This window comes from Amycolatopsis sp. NPDC058986 (assembly GCF_042741125.1).
Lineage (GTDB): Bacteria > Actinomycetota > Actinomycetes > Mycobacteriales > Pseudonocardiaceae > Amycolatopsis.
Map to the genome: position 1 here is coordinate 132042 of NZ_JBHYJW010000006.1, position 16960 is coordinate 149001.

The 16960-nt window shown below is 68.4% G+C and carries 18 protein-coding genes; 6 read left to right on the plus strand and 12 right to left on the minus strand.

Annotated features, from left to right (window positions below; translation table 11 throughout):
- Positions 1-1407: a carbohydrate-binding protein gene (locus ACFW0G_RS08180; protein ID WP_378324147.1), complete on the minus strand. Its 1407-nt coding sequence runs from the start codon at positions 1405-1407 to the stop codon at positions 1-3.
- A 206-nt stretch (positions 1408-1613) separates the two neighbouring features.
- Here ACFW0G_RS08180 and ACFW0G_RS08185 point away from each other — a divergent pair, with 206 nt between their 5' ends.
- The 4 genes from ACFW0G_RS08185 to ACFW0G_RS08200 all read left to right on the plus strand — a co-directional run bounded on the left by ACFW0G_RS08185 (position 1614) and on the right by ACFW0G_RS08200 (position 5060).
- Positions 1614-2357, plus strand: coding sequence for an SDR family NAD(P)-dependent oxidoreductase (locus tag ACFW0G_RS08185; RefSeq protein ID WP_378324148.1), 744 nt, complete (start codon positions 1614-1616; stop codon positions 2355-2357).
- Positions 2358-2535: 178 nt separating this feature from the next.
- Positions 2536-3750 (plus strand): LCP family protein, encoded by a 1215-nt coding sequence (locus ACFW0G_RS08190; RefSeq protein WP_378324149.1) that lies wholly within the window; start codon positions 2536-2538, stop codon positions 3748-3750.
- 130 nt (positions 3751-3880) lie between these two features.
- Positions 3881-4324, plus strand: a complete 444-nt coding sequence (locus ACFW0G_RS08195; protein ID WP_378324150.1) for a DUF6924 domain-containing protein — start codon at positions 3881-3883, stop codon at positions 4322-4324.
- Between the two features lie 7 nt (positions 4325-4331).
- Complete coding sequence (locus ACFW0G_RS08200) at positions 4332-5060, plus strand: ATP-binding cassette domain-containing protein (protein ID WP_378324152.1); 729 nt, start codon at positions 4332-4334, stop codon at positions 5058-5060.
- A 9-nt stretch (positions 5061-5069) separates the two neighbouring features.
- Here the strand turns inward: ACFW0G_RS08200 and ACFW0G_RS08205 are convergent, their stop codons facing one another.
- The 11 genes from ACFW0G_RS08205 to ACFW0G_RS08255 all read right to left on the minus strand — a co-directional run bounded on the left by ACFW0G_RS08205 (position 5070) and on the right by ACFW0G_RS08255 (position 15796).
- Entirely contained in the window at positions 5070-5462 is a 393-nt protein-coding gene (locus tag ACFW0G_RS08205) for a GNAT family N-acetyltransferase (protein ID WP_378324153.1), read from the minus strand.
- 25 nt (positions 5463-5487) lie between these two features.
- Positions 5488-6747, minus strand: a complete 1260-nt coding sequence (locus ACFW0G_RS08210; RefSeq protein ID WP_378324154.1) for a DUF222 domain-containing protein — start codon at positions 6745-6747, stop codon at positions 5488-5490.
- 543 nt (positions 6748-7290) lie between these two features.
- The gene (locus tag ACFW0G_RS08215) at positions 7291-8151 is read right to left on the minus strand and encodes a TIGR03621 family F420-dependent LLM class oxidoreductase (protein ID WP_378324155.1); all 861 of its coding nucleotides are present in this window, start codon (positions 8149-8151) and stop codon (positions 7291-7293) included.
- A 141-nt stretch (positions 8152-8292) separates the two neighbouring features.
- On the minus strand, positions 8293-9156 hold the full coding sequence (locus ACFW0G_RS08220; protein ID WP_378324156.1) for a TIGR03621 family F420-dependent LLM class oxidoreductase: 864 nt from the start codon (positions 9154-9156) through the stop codon (positions 8293-8295).
- A 122-nt stretch (positions 9157-9278) separates the two neighbouring features.
- The gene (locus tag ACFW0G_RS08225; protein ID WP_378324157.1) at positions 9279-10496 is read right to left on the minus strand and encodes an acyl-CoA dehydrogenase family protein; all 1218 of its coding nucleotides are present in this window, start codon (positions 10494-10496) and stop codon (positions 9279-9281) included.
- Position 10497: 1 nt separating this feature from the next.
- Positions 10498-11442, minus strand: a complete 945-nt coding sequence (locus ACFW0G_RS08230) for a 3-hydroxyacyl-CoA dehydrogenase NAD-binding domain-containing protein (protein ID WP_378324158.1) — start codon at positions 11440-11442, stop codon at positions 10498-10500.
- Positions 11439-12185 (minus strand): acetoacetate decarboxylase, encoded by a 747-nt coding sequence (locus tag ACFW0G_RS08235; protein WP_378324159.1) that lies wholly within the window; start codon positions 12183-12185, stop codon positions 11439-11441. The genes ACFW0G_RS08230 and ACFW0G_RS08235 overlap by 4 nt, the downstream gene beginning before the upstream one ends.
- Positions 12186-12190: 5 nt before the next feature.
- The gene (locus tag ACFW0G_RS08240; RefSeq protein ID WP_378324160.1) at positions 12191-12958 is read right to left on the minus strand and encodes a crotonase/enoyl-CoA hydratase family protein; all 768 of its coding nucleotides are present in this window, start codon (positions 12956-12958) and stop codon (positions 12191-12193) included.
- A 22-nt stretch (positions 12959-12980) separates the two neighbouring features.
- On the minus strand, positions 12981-14141 hold the full coding sequence (locus ACFW0G_RS08245; protein WP_378324161.1) for a CaiB/BaiF CoA transferase family protein: 1161 nt from the start codon (positions 14139-14141) through the stop codon (positions 12981-12983).
- 146 nt (positions 14142-14287) lie between these two features.
- Complete coding sequence (locus tag ACFW0G_RS08250; RefSeq protein WP_378324162.1) at positions 14288-15196, minus strand: LysR family transcriptional regulator; 909 nt, start codon at positions 15194-15196, stop codon at positions 14288-14290.
- Between the two features lie 24 nt (positions 15197-15220).
- Complete coding sequence (locus tag ACFW0G_RS08255; RefSeq protein WP_378324163.1) at positions 15221-15796, minus strand: TetR/AcrR family transcriptional regulator; 576 nt, start codon at positions 15794-15796, stop codon at positions 15221-15223.
- A gap of 48 nt (positions 15797-15844) precedes the next feature.
- On the opposite strand from ACFW0G_RS08255, the gene ACFW0G_RS08260 reads away from it, so the two are divergent.
- Entirely contained in the window at positions 15845-16297 is a 453-nt protein-coding gene (locus ACFW0G_RS08260) for an SRPBCC family protein (RefSeq protein ID WP_378324164.1), read from the plus strand.
- Between the two features lie 66 nt (positions 16298-16363).
- Entirely contained in the window at positions 16364-16945 is a 582-nt protein-coding gene (locus ACFW0G_RS08265; RefSeq protein ID WP_378324273.1) for a TetR/AcrR family transcriptional regulator, read from the plus strand.
- Positions 16946-16960 lie beyond the last annotated feature (15 nt).

Here is a 16960-nt window from a genome sequence, read left to right on the forward strand (position 1 = left end):
TCAGTGCCCGAAGGTGAACCAGTTGAGGCTGACGAACGGGGCGGGCTGGCCGCTGGTGAACGTGAGGTACACGTCGTGCTTTCCGGTGACGCCGGTGATGTTCGCCGGCACGGTTCTCCATGCCTGCCAGCCGCCGGTGGAGGCGATGGCGAAACTACCGATCGGAGCGGCCGTGGCGCTGTCGAGCCGCACTTCGACCAGCCCGCTGACGCCGTTGCCCGCGCCGCTCGCGACCCGGCCGTTGAACTGACTCGCCGGGGTACCGCCGAAATCGACGTTCCGGTACAGCGCCCACTGCCCGTTCTTCGCCTGCGCGAGGTTCTGCCCGCCCCCGGCGTCGGCGCTCGGTTCGGTGCTCAGCCCGGTCAGCGTGTCGGCCGATTCCGCCTCGATCCGGCCGTAGGCGTCCCGCGTACCGGAATTCGGCGGTGTGGTCGGCGTCGTGGTCGTCGCCCCACCGCCGCGGGAGAGGACGCGGACGTAGTCGACGACCATCGGGACACCGGACTTCGTGGCCGCGGTCGGTCCGCCGCCGAACGCGTCGGGGAACCCGCCGCCCATCGCGACGTTGAGGATCAGGAAGAAGCCGTGATCGGTGGCGTTCTTCCAGGTCGTCGCGTCGACCTGGTCCTGGCGCACGGTGTGGAAGTTGACGTCGTCGACGTAAAAGCGCAGCTGCTGCGGGTTGACGCCGCGATCCCATTCGAGCGCGAAGGTGTGGAAGCCGGCCTGGCAGGCGGTGCCGGGGCACACGTGCTGCCCGCCGATGCCGGTGGTCTCGTTGCACGGCCCGCCAGGTGATACTCCACAGTGGACGGTGGCCCACTCGTTGTTGAGGCCCTGGACGTTCTCCATGATGTCGAACTCGCCGATGCCCGGCCAGTTCCACCAGTTGCCGCGGAACGGCGCGCCGAGCATCCAGAACGCGGGCCAGTAGCCCTTGGCCGCGTCACCGGTCACATTGGGCATCTGGAGCCGCGATTCGACGCGCAGGGTGCCGTTCGCGGGCGGCTGGAAATCGGATCTGACCGTCTCGATCCGGCCGGACGTCCACTTCCCGGCGCCGTCGCGCACCGGGGTGATCCGCAGGTTGCCCTGGCCGTCGAGGGCGACGTTGCTCGTGCTGTCGGTCATCGTCTCGACCTCGCCGGTGCCGAAGTTCGGCGGGCCGCCGGGGTAGCTGGTGCCGGTGGTGTACTGCCAGTTCGCCGGGTTGACCTTGCTGCCCGCGGCGCCGTCGAAGTCGTCGGCGAAGACCTGCGTCCAGCCGGACGGCGGTGGCGGCAGCGCGGCCTGCGCCCGCATGGTCAGCGGGAGCGTGATCAGCACCGCGGCCGTCATGGCACCGATGAGCAGGAGAAAGCGTCGTCTTCCGACGCGGGCGGGGAGGGTGATCGGGCTGGGCATCGGGTGACCTCCTTGTCAGCCCTCGGTCCAGTACGCGGGTTTGTTGCGACTCACAACAAACCCGGGGTTCCTATGAGAACGTGCCGACCGGCTGCTGTCAGTCCGCCGTTCGGAGGAACTTGGCTCCTGCGCTCCTCGTAGCCCGATGAGGTCTGGACCACAGCCCGATCCGCTGGGCCGGTCGGCGGAATGGCAGACTGCCCGGCGTGAGCGGAACGGTCCTGATCCTCGGCGGACGCAGTGAAATCGGCCTCGTCGTGGCGCGGCGGCTGGTGGCGGGCGGCGCGCGTCGCGTCGTGCTGGCCGCGCGCCGGAGCGCCGAGCTGACGGCGGAAAGCGCCCTGCTGCGCGAAGCCGGGGCCGAATCCGTGGCCTGCGCCGAGTTCGACGCCGACGACCTCGCCGCCCATGGGCCGTTCCTGACGAAGATCGCGGCCGAGCACGGCCCGCTCGACGTCGTGGTGCTGGCCTTCGGCATCCTCGGCGACCAGGCCAGGGCCGAGGCCGACGCCGCACACGCGGCGGCGATCGTCCACACCGACTACGTCGCGCAGGTCGGTGTGCTGACTCACGCGGCGAACCTGCTGCGGGAGCAGGGGAACGGCACGCTGGTCGTGTTCTCCTCGGTCGCCGGGGTGCGGGTGCGGCGGGCCAACTACGTCTACGGTTCGGCGAAGGCCGGTCTCGACGGCTTCGCGAGCGGTCTCGGCGACGCGCTGCATGGCAGCGGGGTGCGGCTCCTGGTGGTGCGACCCGGATTCGTGATCGGCAGGATGACCGAGGGCATGTCGCCCGCGCCGTTCTCCAGCACTCCGGACCAGGTCGCCGACGCGACGGTCGCCGCCCTTCGCCGTGGGCGTGGCACGGTCTGGGTGCCGGGCATCCTGCGGCCGATGTTCGCGGTCCTGCGGCTGCTGCCGCGCGCGATCTGGCGCCGCATGCCGCGCTGACGGCGGGCGGTTTCCGGGCACGGAGTGCCTTGTCGATTACCCAGCGTTGTGTGATATTGGGCTGTGCGGGCGGTCCACACGGGTTTGCGACAGGTTTCTCAGGTTCTTCCCAGCTAACGCGGTGATCCTCGAATGCGGGGTCGGGAATCCGCGTCAGGGAAGGCAAGGGGAGTTCGTCGTGCTGCTCACGTCTCGGGGTCGCCGCATCGGTGGCCGCGTCGCGCTGGGAGTGGTGTCGACGCTCGTCCTCGGCGCCACCGGTTACGCGTGGTCACAACTCAGCCGCCTCGACGCGTCGTTGGTGACCGCCGACGTCATCTCCCCGTCCGGCCGGGTGCCGGCCGAGCAGATCGGCCAGCCGCTCCAGACGGCGCAGAACATCCTGCTGGTCGGGCTGGACTCGCGCACCGACGCGAACGGCGAACCGCTGCCGCAGAACGTGCTCGACGCGCTGCACGCGGGGAGCAACACCGACGGCGGCGACACCACGGACACCATGATCGTGGTGCACATCCCGGTGGGCGGGGCAGCCGCGACGGCGATCTCGATCCCGCGTGACTCCTATGTGGACATCGCGGGCGGGCTGGGCAAGCACAAGATCAATTCGGCGTACAGCCGGGCCAAGGCGAACGCGAAGTCCACGCTGAGCGCGCGCGGGATTTCCGGGCCACAGCTGGAAGTCCAGGCCAACGAGGCCGGGGCGAAGAGCGCGATCCAGACCGTCGAACAGTTCACCGGGCTCACCATCAACCACTACGCCGCCGTGAACCTCGCCGGCTTCTACGCGCTGAGCAACGCCGTCGGCGGCGTCGAGGTTTGCCTCAACGCGCCGGTGCACGAGAGCCACTCCGGCGCGGACTTCTCCGCCGGTCCGCAAACCCTGTCCGGCGCGCAGGCACTCGCCTTCGTCCGGCAGCGGTACGACCTGCCCAACGGCGATCTCGACCGGATCGCCCGGCAGCAGGCGTTCCTGTCCAGCATGGCCAAGAAGGTCCTCGGCGCGGGGACGCTGACCAACCCGGCCAAACTGGATGCGCTGATGTCGGCCGTGCAAGGCTCGGTCGTGCTCGACAAGGGCTGGGACGTGCTGAGCTTCGCCCGTCAGCTGCGCGGGCTGAGCTCGGGTTCGATCGGCTTCGCCACCATCCCGGTGCAAAGCCTTTCGCTGCCGACGCCCTACGACGGCGACGCCGTCCAGGTGGATCCGGCGCAGGTGCGCGAATTCGTGCGCACGGCGTTCGCCGCCCCGGCGGTCACCGCGTCTTCGGGCACGGGGAGCCAGGGCGGCAGTGGTGTCCGGCCGGTGGCCAACACCAGCACGCCCAGTACTCCGGCGGAACCGCCGTCCCTCTCCTCGCCGCGGGTCGGCTCCGCGGCGGGCTGCGTGAACTGAACGTCCTGGCGGTGACGGTCAGGCAGTTCTGGCTGCCCGAAGGTCACTGGATCGGCCGGTTCCGCGCTCCGCGGGGTTAAGGTCGCGCCGACCAGCGCGCCGGTCACCAGGAGGGCGGAGGCCAGTGAAAATGCTCCCGGACGGTGACGGCGCGCTCGTGATCCGCACCGATTTCACTCATCCCCAGGCCTGGGGCGAGTTGTGTGCGCTACTTCGCGGCTACGCTCCCGAGGGCCTGCTCACGGACGTGCGGGTAGTCGACGATCCGCACTTCGAAGGCATGACGACGCAACAGCTGCTCACCCTCGTCCCGGGCGGCGGCGAGTATGCCTACCTGGCCGTTGCGGACGGGCTCACCATGGCGTCGGCGGCGAAACGCCCGCAAGACCGCAGCGTGGCCATCGTCGATCTGGACGACGAAGAAGAACCGGGCCGCATCTTCCGTGCCCTGGTCTCGGAACTCGCGTCGATCGACGCCACTCTTTCCTTGGTGAACCTGGACTTCGCCGAATACGCTGACGCGGTGGGAAAAGACGGCGTCCATCGAGTCTTCCGACCGGCCGAGTACCGATGAGCCGGGTGTGATCGCCGAGCTGAGCGATCTGACCGTTCGGGTCGACACGGGCCGGTGGAGCGGGACGATCCTGGACTCGGTGCGCCTCGTGGTCCCGGCAGGGCGGATCACCGCGCTGCTGGGAGAATCCGGGTGCGGTAAGTCGATCGTCGCCGCGGCGCTGACGGGTCAGCTTCCCTCGGCCGCGCGCAGCACCGGGGACGTGCGCATCATCGGCACGGCCGTGCGAGACGAGCGGCAGTGGCGACAGCTCCGCGCCGGAACCGTCGGCCTCGTGCCGCAGTTCGGGGTCACGGCCTTCGCGGCCGAGCAAACCGTTGGCGCGCAGCTACACGAGCGCCAACGGCTGCATCGCGGCCGGAGTGTCGAGGAGGCCTGCGCGGCGGCGTCGTACCCGGCGGAGGTGCTCGATCTGTATCCGCACCAGCATTCCAGCGGGCAGATCCAGCGGGCCGCGCTGGCCGCTGCCTTGCTACCCGGCCCCGACCTCCTTGTCGTGGACGAACCCAGCGCGTCCCTCGACAGGGACACCGCCTGGGAGGTGTGGGCCGCTCTACGCGCCTACGCCGATACCGGTGCCGCCGTGCTGACCATAACTCACGACGTCACGCTGCTGACCGAAACCGGGGTCGCCGACCAGATGGTGTTTCTGCGTGATGGCCGCACCGTCGCCACGGGGTCACCTACCGAGATGCGTGCTCTCGCAGATCCTTATGTGCAGGGCTTCTTTCTTTGAGCTTGTCGTTCAAGGACCTGGTGTCCTCGTCAGCTTCCCGGCGGCGAGTGCACGTGCCTGTTGCCCGCCGAGCCGGGCCCCCCGGACCTGGGCCGTCGTCCAGTAGCCGACTTCAGCCACACCGGCGGTCCGCACCTTCACCACAACGTGGCCGACGGGTGCGTAGTCGTTCTCCTCGGCCACCACCGCGAAACTGAACCGCGTCGCGGAATCCCAGCCGGCAGCCTGTACAGCCAACCACTGTCGCGCCTCGGCTTCGTCGGCCAGAGAGTTGGCCAGCCAACGACGCAGTGCCGGATCGCGATGTGCCGCGACCAGCGCCGGCAGGTCGTCCAGCCGCCACGGGCGCAGCCGCAGGACGGCCGCGGACTCGCTGTTCGGTACGGACAAGACAATCGTCACGATCGTTCATTTTACGAGACATCCGCTAGACGATGGTGGGGACGTGAAGGTTGTTTCTTCGGGGTGTGCGTAGCGGATCCACGTAGTCGGGCGGGATGAATTCGGGGAGTCCGTCTTCGGCGATGCGGACTGTCCAGTTGGCTTTGTGGAGGAGTCGGTGGTGGGCGCCGCAGAGCAGGACGAGATTCCGGAGGATGGTGTGTCCGCCGTGGGTCCACAGGGTTATGTGGTGGGCGTCGCAGTGTCGGGGTTTGCGGTGACAGCCGGGGAAGGCGCAGCCGCCATCTCGGATTACCAGTGCTTTTCGTAGTGCTGGGGTGACGAGTCGTTTGGCTCTGCCGAGGTCGAGGGGTTCGCTCTTGGTGCTGAGGACGGCGGGGATGACGTGGCAGTCGCAGGCGAGCATGCGGGCTTCGGTGGCGGTGATGGTGCTGACCATGTCCAGGCACGCGGTGCCCAGCTTCGACTTCAAGTCTTCGAGCGTGACCGTGACCAGGAGTTGGGCGCGGTTGCCGCCGGGGACGTCGGGCACGTTGGCGAGCATGGCGATGGCTTCGCCGAAGGCTTCCCCGTAGCGCTGGGACGGTGACCGCAGATCCGGCCACCTGTCTTCCCCGGCGGGCCGTGGTGTGGCCAGCGGGTCGAGGATGGTGCTGAGGCGGGTGCCGGTGATGGGGTCGAGTTGTCCGTCGATGTCGTACCAGCCGTCCTTGCGCTGCCGCAGTCGTAACTCGGGCTTCCGTTCCGGCGGGTCCGGGTCTTTTGGTTCTTTTCCGTCCTGGTCCATCCGTGCCAGGATCTCGTCGGCGGCCTTGACTACTTCCTGTGGTGTGGCGTGGCGGGCGAGTTCGACGAGGATTTTCTCGGCGCTGCTTCTGTCCTCGTCGGACACAAAGCTGGGGGCCTTCTTCAGGAAGTGGAGGATCCGGTCGCTGTGGTGCGGGCCGATCTCACCGTCGAGTGCGGCGGCACGCGTTGCTGGTGCGGTGGCGGGGAGTTCGGTACCGTCGATGTTGCGGCCGGGGTTCAGTCCGTGGGCTCGGTCGAGGTATTTTTTGGCTTCACCGCGCGACATTCGTGCCATGTGCGCGAACCATGCCGCTGTCGACCCATACCCGTACAGCTCGGACACACCACGCGACTCGATCTCCATCAGGAACTGGCCAAGCTCGGCGTCCAAGCGCCACAGGGACTTCAGTCGCGTACGCACCTCGTCGGCGAGTTCACGACCGGATCGCCGCCACAGCTCCTGCGACGGTTCCAGAGTGGACAGATTCCCGGACACGCCACCATCATACCGCGCCGATAGAACATATGTGCGACACGAACGAGTGAAGTGGGCTCCGTGGTCGGTTCTGTCCACAGAGGACTACATGCTGACCGGTCACGATGCCTTCGAGGAGACTCGTCCTCGTGTACCGGCGACCACAGTAGACAGCTCGCACCTCGCACGCCGCGAAGCCGGATTGCCAAGTCCGTGAATGCCACATTGAGGTTTTCTCGCTAAGGGTGCTGGGGCCGTGTGTTGCCGGAGGTGTTGTAGGACGCCTTCGGTGCGCTGGTCTGGGGTGTGACAAGGGCGTCCCTGGGTGCGGTGGATGCACCTAGGGCGTCCCTCGGACTGGCCGCGCACGAGCCGACTCCATCGCCCGATGTCGCGAACGCTCCGTTGCCGACGATGAACGTCCCGAACGGGAGCGTTCGCGACACGCGCCCCGGGGAAGCGCCCACCAGCAAAGCCGCACCCCCACACCTACCGTGAATGCCCCATTGAGGGACTCAGAGTCCCTCAATGGGGCATTCACGGACCACGAAAGCGGGCCGCGGCTCACCGCAGCAGCGCGATGGCCTCCGCGAAGGTGTCCATGCTGAGCTCGACCACCGAGAAATACGTCAGTCCATAGGTTTCCCGGTATTCGCGCAGGGTGTCGGCGATCGCCGAAGCGCTGCCGCTCAGAATGCCGGGGAGCTTTCGGATCCGCTCGTCGGACAGGCCGGGGGCGAGCTGGCGCTGGAAGGACAGGTCGGCCGTCGAGGCGTCCGGGAAGGCGCCCTGGATGAGCAGGTTCAGTTCGGGTTCCGTCTCGCGCGGAGCAGCCGCGGCGCGCACGAGTTCCATCTTCTTCGCCAGCGCGGCGTGCCCGGTGTCGTTGTCGTCGAGGGGGAGGGCACCCGCGATGCCGACGATGTCGGCGTGCTCGGCGGCGAAGCGCAACACCCTGGGGCCTGTTCCGGCGATCATGATCGGCGGGCCGGGCTGCTGGGCCACCGGGGGCTGGTGGTCGGCGAACAGGCGGCGCAGTTCGGTCACGGTGTGTGTCAGGTGATCCACGCGTTCCCCCGCGTTGGGGAAGGGGAGACCCACGGCGTCGAATTCTTCCTTGACGTAGCCCGCGCCGAGGCCGAGTTCGAGCCGTCCGTCGACAAGGAGGTCGGTGGTGGCGACTTCCCTGGCGAGCAAGGCGGGACGGTAGAAGCCGGCATTCAGCACATAGGTGCCCAAGCGAGCCGTGGTGGTGACCTCCGCGGCCGCCGCCAGCGCGGGAAACGGCGCGGGAAGGCCGAGATGGTCGGGCACCTGGATCACGTCGTAGCCAAGATCTTCCGCGCGCCGTGCCTTGTCCCGCCACTTCGCGCGCGATTCGCAGATGGCCATGTTCACGCCGAAACGGAATGGACGGGCGGACATACGTTCTCCTCTGGTCTGCGGACATCCCCGAGAACGATCTTAGGCAGCTTCCCAGGGTGCGGCACCGGCTTTCCGGACATCGAAAACTGGCCGAAAGGCCCTGAATGGACGAGGATTGAAGGCTTCCCGGCGCCGTCCGGCTCACCGCAGCTGCGCGATGACCTCCGCGAAGGCGTCCCTGTGGAACTCGAGCACCGTGAAATACGTGATCCCGTACTTCTCCCGGTATTCGTGCAGGGTCTCGACGATCGCAGAAGGGCTGCCGCACAGGACGCCGGGCAGCGCGAGGAGCCGTTCGTCCGACAGGTCCGGGGCGAACCTGCGCTGGAAGGACAAATCGATCGCCGCGGCGTCCCGGGCGACGGCCTTGACGAGCAGGTTCAGTTCGAGGTCCGCCGCGCGCGGGCCGGCGGCGGAACGCACGAGTTCGATCTTCTCCGCCAGCGCGCCGTGTCCGGTGTCGTTGTCGTCGAGGGGCAGGGCGCCCGCGATGCCGACGATGTCCGCGTGCTGGGCGGCGGCGCGCAGCAGCCGCTTTCCCTGTCCGGCGATCATGATCGGCGGCGCCGGGCGCTGGACGGGCGCGGGCTGGTGGTCCGCGCCGAGCAGGGCGCGCAGCTCGGTCACGGTCCGCACCAGATGGTCCAGACGCTCACCCGCGCTCGGGAAGGGGAGACCCGCGGCTTCGAACTCGGACTGGACGTAGCCCGCGCCGAGGCCGATTTCGAGGCGGCCGTCACTGAGCAGGTCGACCGTGGCGGCTTCCCGCGCGAGCAGGGCCGGACGGTAGAAACCGGCATTCAGTACATAGGTGCCCAGACGTGCCGTGGTGGTGACCTCCGCGGCCGCCGTCAACGCCGGGAACGGCGCGGGCCTGCCCAGGTGGTCGGGAACGTTGAGCACGTGATAGCCCAGATCCTCGGCCTGTCGTACCTTGGCCTGCCACTCGGTTCGTGAATCGCTGGTGAGCAGGTTGACGCCGAAACGGAACGGGCGGGTGGTCATACGGTCTCCTCGGTGACGCGGTCGAACAAAGATCATTCTAGGTCGGTCCGGCACCGCGCGACACCGATTTCCCAAGCCGGAAGCCGCCCCGGACATCCGGGGCGGCTTCGCGGTGAAACGGCTCACACGAACGCGCTCTGCCCGGTGATCGACTTCCCGACGATGAGGGTGTTCATCTCGCGGGTGCCCTCGTAGGAGTAGATCGCCTCGGCGTCGTTGAAGAACCGCGCGATGTCGTAGTCGAGCACGATTCCGTTGCCGCCGAAGATCTCCCGGCTCCACGCGACGACCTCGCGCATCCGCGAGGTGACGAACGCCTTCGCCAGCGACGAGTGTTCGTCGCGGAAGATCCCGGCGTCCTGCAGCCGCGCGAGCTGGACCAGCATGCCCCACGAGGCGGTGATGTTGCCGAGGCTGCGCACCAGTTTGTCCTGCACCAGCTGGAATCGCGCGATCGGGCGGCCGAACTGCTTGCGCTCCTTCGCGTAGGCCAGCGCCAGTTCGTAGGCGCCGATCATCACGCCCAGCGCCTGCCAGGCCACGCCACCGCGGGTGGCGCGCAGGATCTCCGCGACGTCCCGGAAGGAATTGATGTTCTGCAGCCGGTTCGTCTCCGGAACCCGCACATCGGTGAGGGTGATTTCGGCGTTTTCCACGATCCGGTAACCCAGTTTGTTCTCGATCTTGACCGGGCTGAAGCCGGGCGTGCCCTGCTCGACGACGAATCCCTTGACGTTGTTGTCGTCGAGGTCCCGTGCCCATACGACGACGAGGTCGGCGAAGGTCGCGTTGCCGATCCATTTCTTGGCACCGTTGAGGATCCAGGTGTCGCCGTCACCTTCTTTGGATATGCGCCGTGCCGTGGTGCGCATGCCACCCGCGACGTCCGATCCGCCCAGTGGCTCGGTCATCGCGAACGCGCCGATCTTGTCCATCGCCGCCATCGCGGGCAGCCAGCGGTCCTGCTGCTCCCGGCTCCCGCCCGCCTTGATGCTGTACATCGCGAGTCCGTTGTGGACACCGAAGAAGGTGGCGCTCGAAGCGTCCACACGCGACATCTCCATCGCGGTCATGCCGATCAGCAGGTTGCTCGCGGCGGGCTTGTACTCGCTGTAGCCCTCGTAGGCCAGACCCGCCAGGTCGAGCGAGCGGAACTTGCCGATGAACTCGCGGGGGAACTCGCCCTTCGCCCACGCCTCGTTGACCAGCGGCTTGATCTCGGTGCGCATGAAGTCGCGGACCTTGAGCAGCACCTTGCGTTCGTCGTCCGGGAGCAGCGCTTCGTAGTCGTAGAAGTCGGCGGTCAGCTGGTCTTCGAGCGGTTCCACGGTGGTGGTCATCTCAGTTCTCCTCCTTGCGGACACTGTCCAAAGCGGACAGAACGGCGATTTGCCTGCGGTCGCGCGCCTCGGCCAGTTCCGAGTACGTGGAGGAGCCGTAAGCCTTTTCGACGGCTTCGATGAGCCGTTCCTGCTCTTCGGGACTCTGCGAGGGCCTGCCGAGGCCGTCCCACATCTTCTTCATCGACTTGCCGATGTGCTCGGCCATGTGCCGGTAGCCGCCGGGGCCGCCGCCCAGGTGCGAGCCGAGGAACGGCCCGACCGTGGCCCAGCGGATGCCCAGCGAGTTCGTCATCACCTCGTCCAGATCCTCCGGCGTGACGACGCCCTGTTCGACCAGGTAGATCGCTTCACGGCTGAGCGCGTTCTGCAGCCGGTTGCCGACGAAGCCCGGGATTTCCTTGCGCTCCACCACCGGTGTGCGGCCGACCAGGCGGTAGAAGTCCACCGCGGCCGCCACCGATTCGTCACTGGTGCGTTCACCGGGCACGACCTCGACCAGCGGGATCAGGTGTGGTGGGTTGAACGGGTGTCCGATGAGGACACGGGAGGCGTCGGCCAGCTCGCCGGTGAACGCGGTCGCCGGGATCGCCGACGACGAGCTCAGCAGCAGCGCGTGCGAAGGCGACTCGCGGACCAGCGTGGCGAACAGGTCCTTTTTGAAGTCGACGTTCTCCGGCCCGTTCTCCTGCACGATGTCCGCGTCCCGTACGGCGTCGGCGACGTCGTCCGCGATGACGACCCGGTCGGCGATGCCCTCGACGGCCAAGCCCTGCTGGGCCAGATGCGGGGCGAATTCGTCCAAAGCGGACTGAACGGCCTCGGCCAGATCCGGCCGGGGGTCGCTGACCCGCACGGTCAGCCCGTGCCCGGCGAACAACGCCGTCCACGAGAGTCCGATGGTCCCGGCGCCGATCACCGCGGCGGTGCGGAATCCGGTGTTCATGAGCGCGCTCCCGTGAGGTAGTCGTGGACCGGCTTGACCGGGGCGAGCGTCAGGTCGGTGAGAATGTGGCTCGCGGAGACGATCTCGCGGACCGGCAGATCGGCCAGCGGGGCGAGCACGTGCTCGAACAACTGCAGCCGGGCGGGACCGGTCCACGCGCCCTTGACCACGACGTCGGTGATCTCGGTGCGGACCAGTTCGGCGACGCGCGGCGAGCCGTCGTAGCCCGGGATCTTCTTGAGCATGAACGTCGGCACGGTGATCTGTGCCTCGGCTTCCCGCTCGTCCAGCTCGTAGTGCTTGTAGCCCATGGTCGCGGTCGCGACCCGCAGCGAGCCGTAGTCGAGCGTGCCGACCAGTGCGCCGTTGTCGACATAGAGGTTCGGCGACCCGGCGGTCTTCGGATAGGCGCTGATCTCGCGGCCGGACGCGGTGGCCGGGAAGTTGTCGAGGTACATCGCGTGCAGGTACTCGCCGCGTTCGCCGTCGAAGGTGACCGGGATGGCCTGACCCGACTCGGTGTAGGGGCCGTAACCGGAGACGTCGCCCATCTTCATGACCTCGAACCGCACCAGCGGCTCGTCGATCTCCAGCGGTTCCGGGACGACGGCGCGCAGCGCGTCGGCGTCGGTGCGGTAGACGATGTTGAGGTACTCGCGGTCGGTGAACCGCGGGACCACCGGTGCGTACGCCGGGTTCACCAACGGGGTGGTGACGTGCTGGAGAACTTCTTGCTGGTTCATGGTTTCTACCGTCCTGTCCACACGGGATCGCGGCGCTCGGCGAACGCCCGCATGCCCTCGCGGACGTCGGCCGAAGCCATCAGGTGACCCATTTCCTCGCGCTGCGCGGCGAACGCGTCGGCGTCCGGCACGCCGTCGGCGGCACGCACGATCTTCTTCACCGCGGCCAGCGCCAGCGGCGCGTTGCCCGCCAGCTGTCCGGCCAGCTTCAGCGCGACGGCCGCGGCGTCGCCCGCCGGGACCACCCGGTTGACCAGGCCCAGTTCCCCGGCGCGGATGCCGCTCACCGGTTCGCCGGTCAGCAGGAACTCCATCGCCAGGTGGTGCGGGACCCGCTTCGGCAGCCGGATGACGCCGCCGCCCGCCGCGACCAGCCCGCGTTTGACCTCGGGAAGGCCGAACGTCGCGTCCTCGGCGGCGACGATCAGGTCACAGCCCAGCGCGAGTTCGAACCCGCCGCCCATCGCGGCGCCCTCGACCGCGGCGATCAGCGGCTTGGTCAGCGCGGCCTCGGTCAGCCCGCCGAACCCGCGTCCCGGGATCTCCGGCGATTCGCCGCGCAGCGCGGCCTTGAGGTCCATCCCGGCGCTGAACGTCCCGTCCGCGCCGGTCAGTACGCCCGCGCGCAGCCCGGGGTCGGTTTCCAGCAGGTCCAGTGCGGCGGCCAGCCCGGCGGCGACGGCGGCGTCGACCGCGTTGCGTGCCCGGGGCCGGTCGATCGTGATCAGCAGGGTGGGGCCGATCCGTTCGGTGCGCACTTCGTTGGTGCTCATGGCTTTCTTCTTCCTGCGAACCTCAGCGAGCGGTGAGCTCGCGGAGGACTTCTTCGGTGTCCTGGCCCGGCGTCGGTGCCAGGCGCCGAACGGAGGCGGGGGTCGCGGAGAACCGCACCGGGATGCCGACCGTCCGGATCGGACCCTCGGTCGGGTGCTCGACGGTGTCGAGCAGGTGGCCTTCGCGGACGTACTCGTCGTCGTGCGCGCGATCCAGTTCCAGCACCGGGGCCATCGGGATGCTGTGCTTGGCGCACACCTCGGCCCATTCCCCGGTGGTCAGCGCCGGGGCGCACTCGTCGATCAGTTCGGCGAGGCCTTCGTTGTCGGCGGAGTCGATGGCGGGACCGTTGACGCGCGGGTCCTCGGCGAGATCGGGGCGCCCGGCGGCGTGGAAGAAGTCCCGGAAGTTCTGCGGGTTGTAGGGGATCACGCAGGCGAGGCCGTCCTTCGTGCGCACCGCGTGGTGACCCGGCGACATCGACAGCGGGAACCCGGTGGCGGCCAGCGGTGGCTCGAACACGTGCCCGGCGAGATGTTCGACGAGGTTGAACGCGATCAACGTGTCGGTCATCGGGATCTCGACGAACTGCCCCTCGCCGGTCTTGTTCCGGTGCACCAGCGCGGCGAGGACGCTGTAGGCGATGGTGAGCGAAGAGACCTTGTCGCCGAGGATCGTCGGCAGGTAGACCGGCTTGCCGAGCGCGCGGTTCGCGATGTCGACCAGCCCGGACGCGGCCTGCACGGTCTCGTCGTAGGCGGCGTTCCCGGCACGGTCCGAATCGCCGCGGAAACCCTGGGCGTGGGCGTAGACCAGGCCGGGGTTGCGATCGGCGAGGTCCTCGTAGGTCATGCCGAGCCGGGCCAGTGCGCCGGGGCGCATGTTGGTGATCAGGACGTCGGCGCCGTCGATCAGTTCGAGTGCGCGCTCGCGTTCCGCGTCGTCCTTGAGGTTCAATGCCACGCTTCGCTTGTTGCGGTTGACGTTCAGGTTGAGCGGGGTCATGCCCGGTGTGGTGCGGTACCGTCCGTTTCGGACGGTGTCCGCAGGCGACTCGATCTTGATCACGTCGGCGCCGAGATCGCCCAGGATCTGCGCCGCGTACGGGCCCATGACCACGGTGGAGAGGTCGATCACGCGGACCCCGTCGAGCGGGCCCGCCTTCGTCGTGCCGTCCGTCATTTCTCCTCCTGCGCCTTGCTTCGTTCTCTGCTTTCGAAGTTAGTGGCGCATTCGGGAAAACGGAATGATCAAGTGGCGAACAATGGTATGATCGCAGCGGTCATACCATTGGTGGACGCAGTTTCGGCGAATTGTGCGCGCGAATCTCAGTGGGCGATGGGGTCGCCGAAGACGTCGTGGACGATGCCGATCAGCTCTTCGAGATCGCCGCCGTCGGCGCGGTCGGCACGCCAGATCAGCCCGGTGTCCAGCTGGGGGTGGAAGTCGGTGAACGGGAGGACGGTCACGTTCTCCAGCCGGTAGCCGTGCATCGGGCTGCGTTCGTCGAGCATCGAAACCGAGAAAGCCTTTTCACTGGAAATGATTTCGGTGACGCCGCCGTAGCCGGTGTTGGTCAGCCGGATACGTTTTTTGATGCCCCGCGACGTCAGCTCGTGGTCGAGCTGTTCGAAATACGCGGGCCGCGTTTCCTCCGGGGAGGCGACATAGGCGAATTCGGACAGTTCGGCCAGGCTGACCGAATCCCGCCCGGCGAACCGGTCGGCGGGCACCACCGCGCCCAGGCGTTCGGACATGACCGTGAGCACGTCCAGCGCGGGATCCGCGACCGGCAGCCGTACCACCGACAACGCGAGCTTTCCGTCGTGGACGGCGGCGACGAGATCGGCCGAGCTGCCCGGCCACCGTTTGAGCTCGTAGCGGTCGCCGCAGCGCCGGGCCAGCTCGTTGACCCGCTCGCGCAGATCCGGGTGCACCCCGGCGGGTATGCCGAGGAACAGCGTGCTGCGCTGCGGTTTGGTTGCCTCCCGCAGCCGCCACGGGATCGAGTTGACCTGCTCCAGGATGTCCCGCGCGATCGGCAGGAGCGCGTTCCCGGCGGGGGTGAGGGTCACGTGGTGCGTGCTGCGGTCGAACAGTTGCCGGCCGAGTTCGTGTTCGAGGTCCTTGATGCGCTGGCTCAGCGGGGACGCGGCCATGTGCAGCTTGCGCGCCGCCGCGGAGAAGTTCAGCTCCTCGGCCACGGCCACGAAGTAGCGCAGGTGCAGCATCTCCATCCGAGCCAGCCTAGCCGGGGCAGGTCAGCGCGCCTGTTCGAACGCCGCGAAATGCGTCGAAACGAACAGGTCCATCGCCTCGTCGACGGCACGGCGGTCACCGGTCGTCACGAGGTCGAGCAGGAGGCCTCGCGCCACGGCCAGGCAGAGCCGGGCCTGCGCCGCGCACTGTCCTTCCGGGACACCGGCGCGGGCGAGCAGCTCGGTCAGCGGCGGCAGCCAGTCGTCGACGACGCCGTCGAGCAATGCGGTGGTTCCCGGCGTGCCGCCGAGCGCGTGGCCGTAGAGCTGGAAGAACAGTCTTTCGTTACGCCGCAGGGTGTCGTCGGTGAGCCGGCGCCAGAACCGGCGGCCGAGTTCGACGATCGGGACGTCGGCCGGGAGATCGGCGAGCACCTCGCGCTGACGCCGCTCGACCTCGCTCGCGACCGCTGTGAGCAGGCCTTCCTTGGAGCCGAAGTGGTAGATCAGCATCCGGTGGCTCGTGCCGAGCGCGCCGGCGAGGGTCCGCAGGCTCTGGTCCGCGCCGCCGTGCCGTCCGATGTGCTCGATCGCCGCCTCCAGGAGCTTCGCCCGGGGATCGGCGCTTGCCGCAATCATGTACCACATGGTACGTGTACCATGTGGTACGGCGAGGGAGAGGGTCCGATGGGGATTCAGCGGATATCGGTGCGGGGTCACACGACGGCGTCGCCCGAGGAGGTCTACGCGCTGCTGAGGGACGGAGCGAGCTGGCCGGAGTGGTCTCCGCTCGGCTCGTTCCGCCTGACCCGGGAAGGGGAGGACGCGCCCGAGGGCCTCGGCGCGCTCCGCCTCTTCCGCACCGGGCGGATCAAGAGCTGCGAGGAGATCGTCGAACTCGTGCCGGCTCGCCGGTTCTCGTACGCGCTGCGCTCGGGCCTGCCGCTGCGCGGCTACCGCGCCGACGTCGACCTGACGCCGGACGACTGCGGCACCGAAATCCACTGGCATTCGGCGTTCACGGCGAAGATCCCCGGCACGGGATGGCTGTACCGGCGGACGCTCGCGTCGTTCATCCGGCGGTGCGTCGACGGGCTGGTCGCGGCGACCAGCGCGACCGGGGTGCGGCCCGCCCCATAGAGTAGGCGCATGTCAGCGCCACGACGGGGATCGACCGGACGGACCCAGGAGGAACGCAGCGCCGCGATGCGGACGCGCCTGCTCGACGCGACCGTCGACTGCCTCGTCGAGTACGGCTACTCCGGTACCACGACGACCCGCGTCGCGGACCGGGCCGGGGTCACCCGCGGCGCGCAGGTGCACCATTTCCCGACGAAGGCCGATCTGGTGACGTCCGCGATCCGGCATCTGGCGGCCAAGCGCACCCAGGTCGCGATGGCCGAGCTGGACCGGCTCCGCGCGTCGTCCGATCCGGTGGGCGACGCGCTGCAACTGCTGTGGGAGATGCACCAGGGGCCGGTGTTCTCCGCGACCGTCGAGCTGTGGGTGGCTTCGCGCACCGACCCCGAACTGCGGCGGCAGATGGCGTTGGTCGAACCGATCGCCACCAGCAGCCTGATCGAGTTCGGGAAGGCGCTGCTGCCGGACTATTCGGGACACCCGGAGTTCCTGCACGCGGTGTACACGGCGATGGACGTCGTGCGGGGCATCCTCATCGCGAGCTGGGCCACGCGGGACCAGGCCGAGCTGGAGGCACGCTGGGACCGGGCGCGCGGGCACCTGCGGGTGCTGTTCACCGCGCTCATGGCACCCGCGACGTCACACTGACCTGCGCGCGGGGGT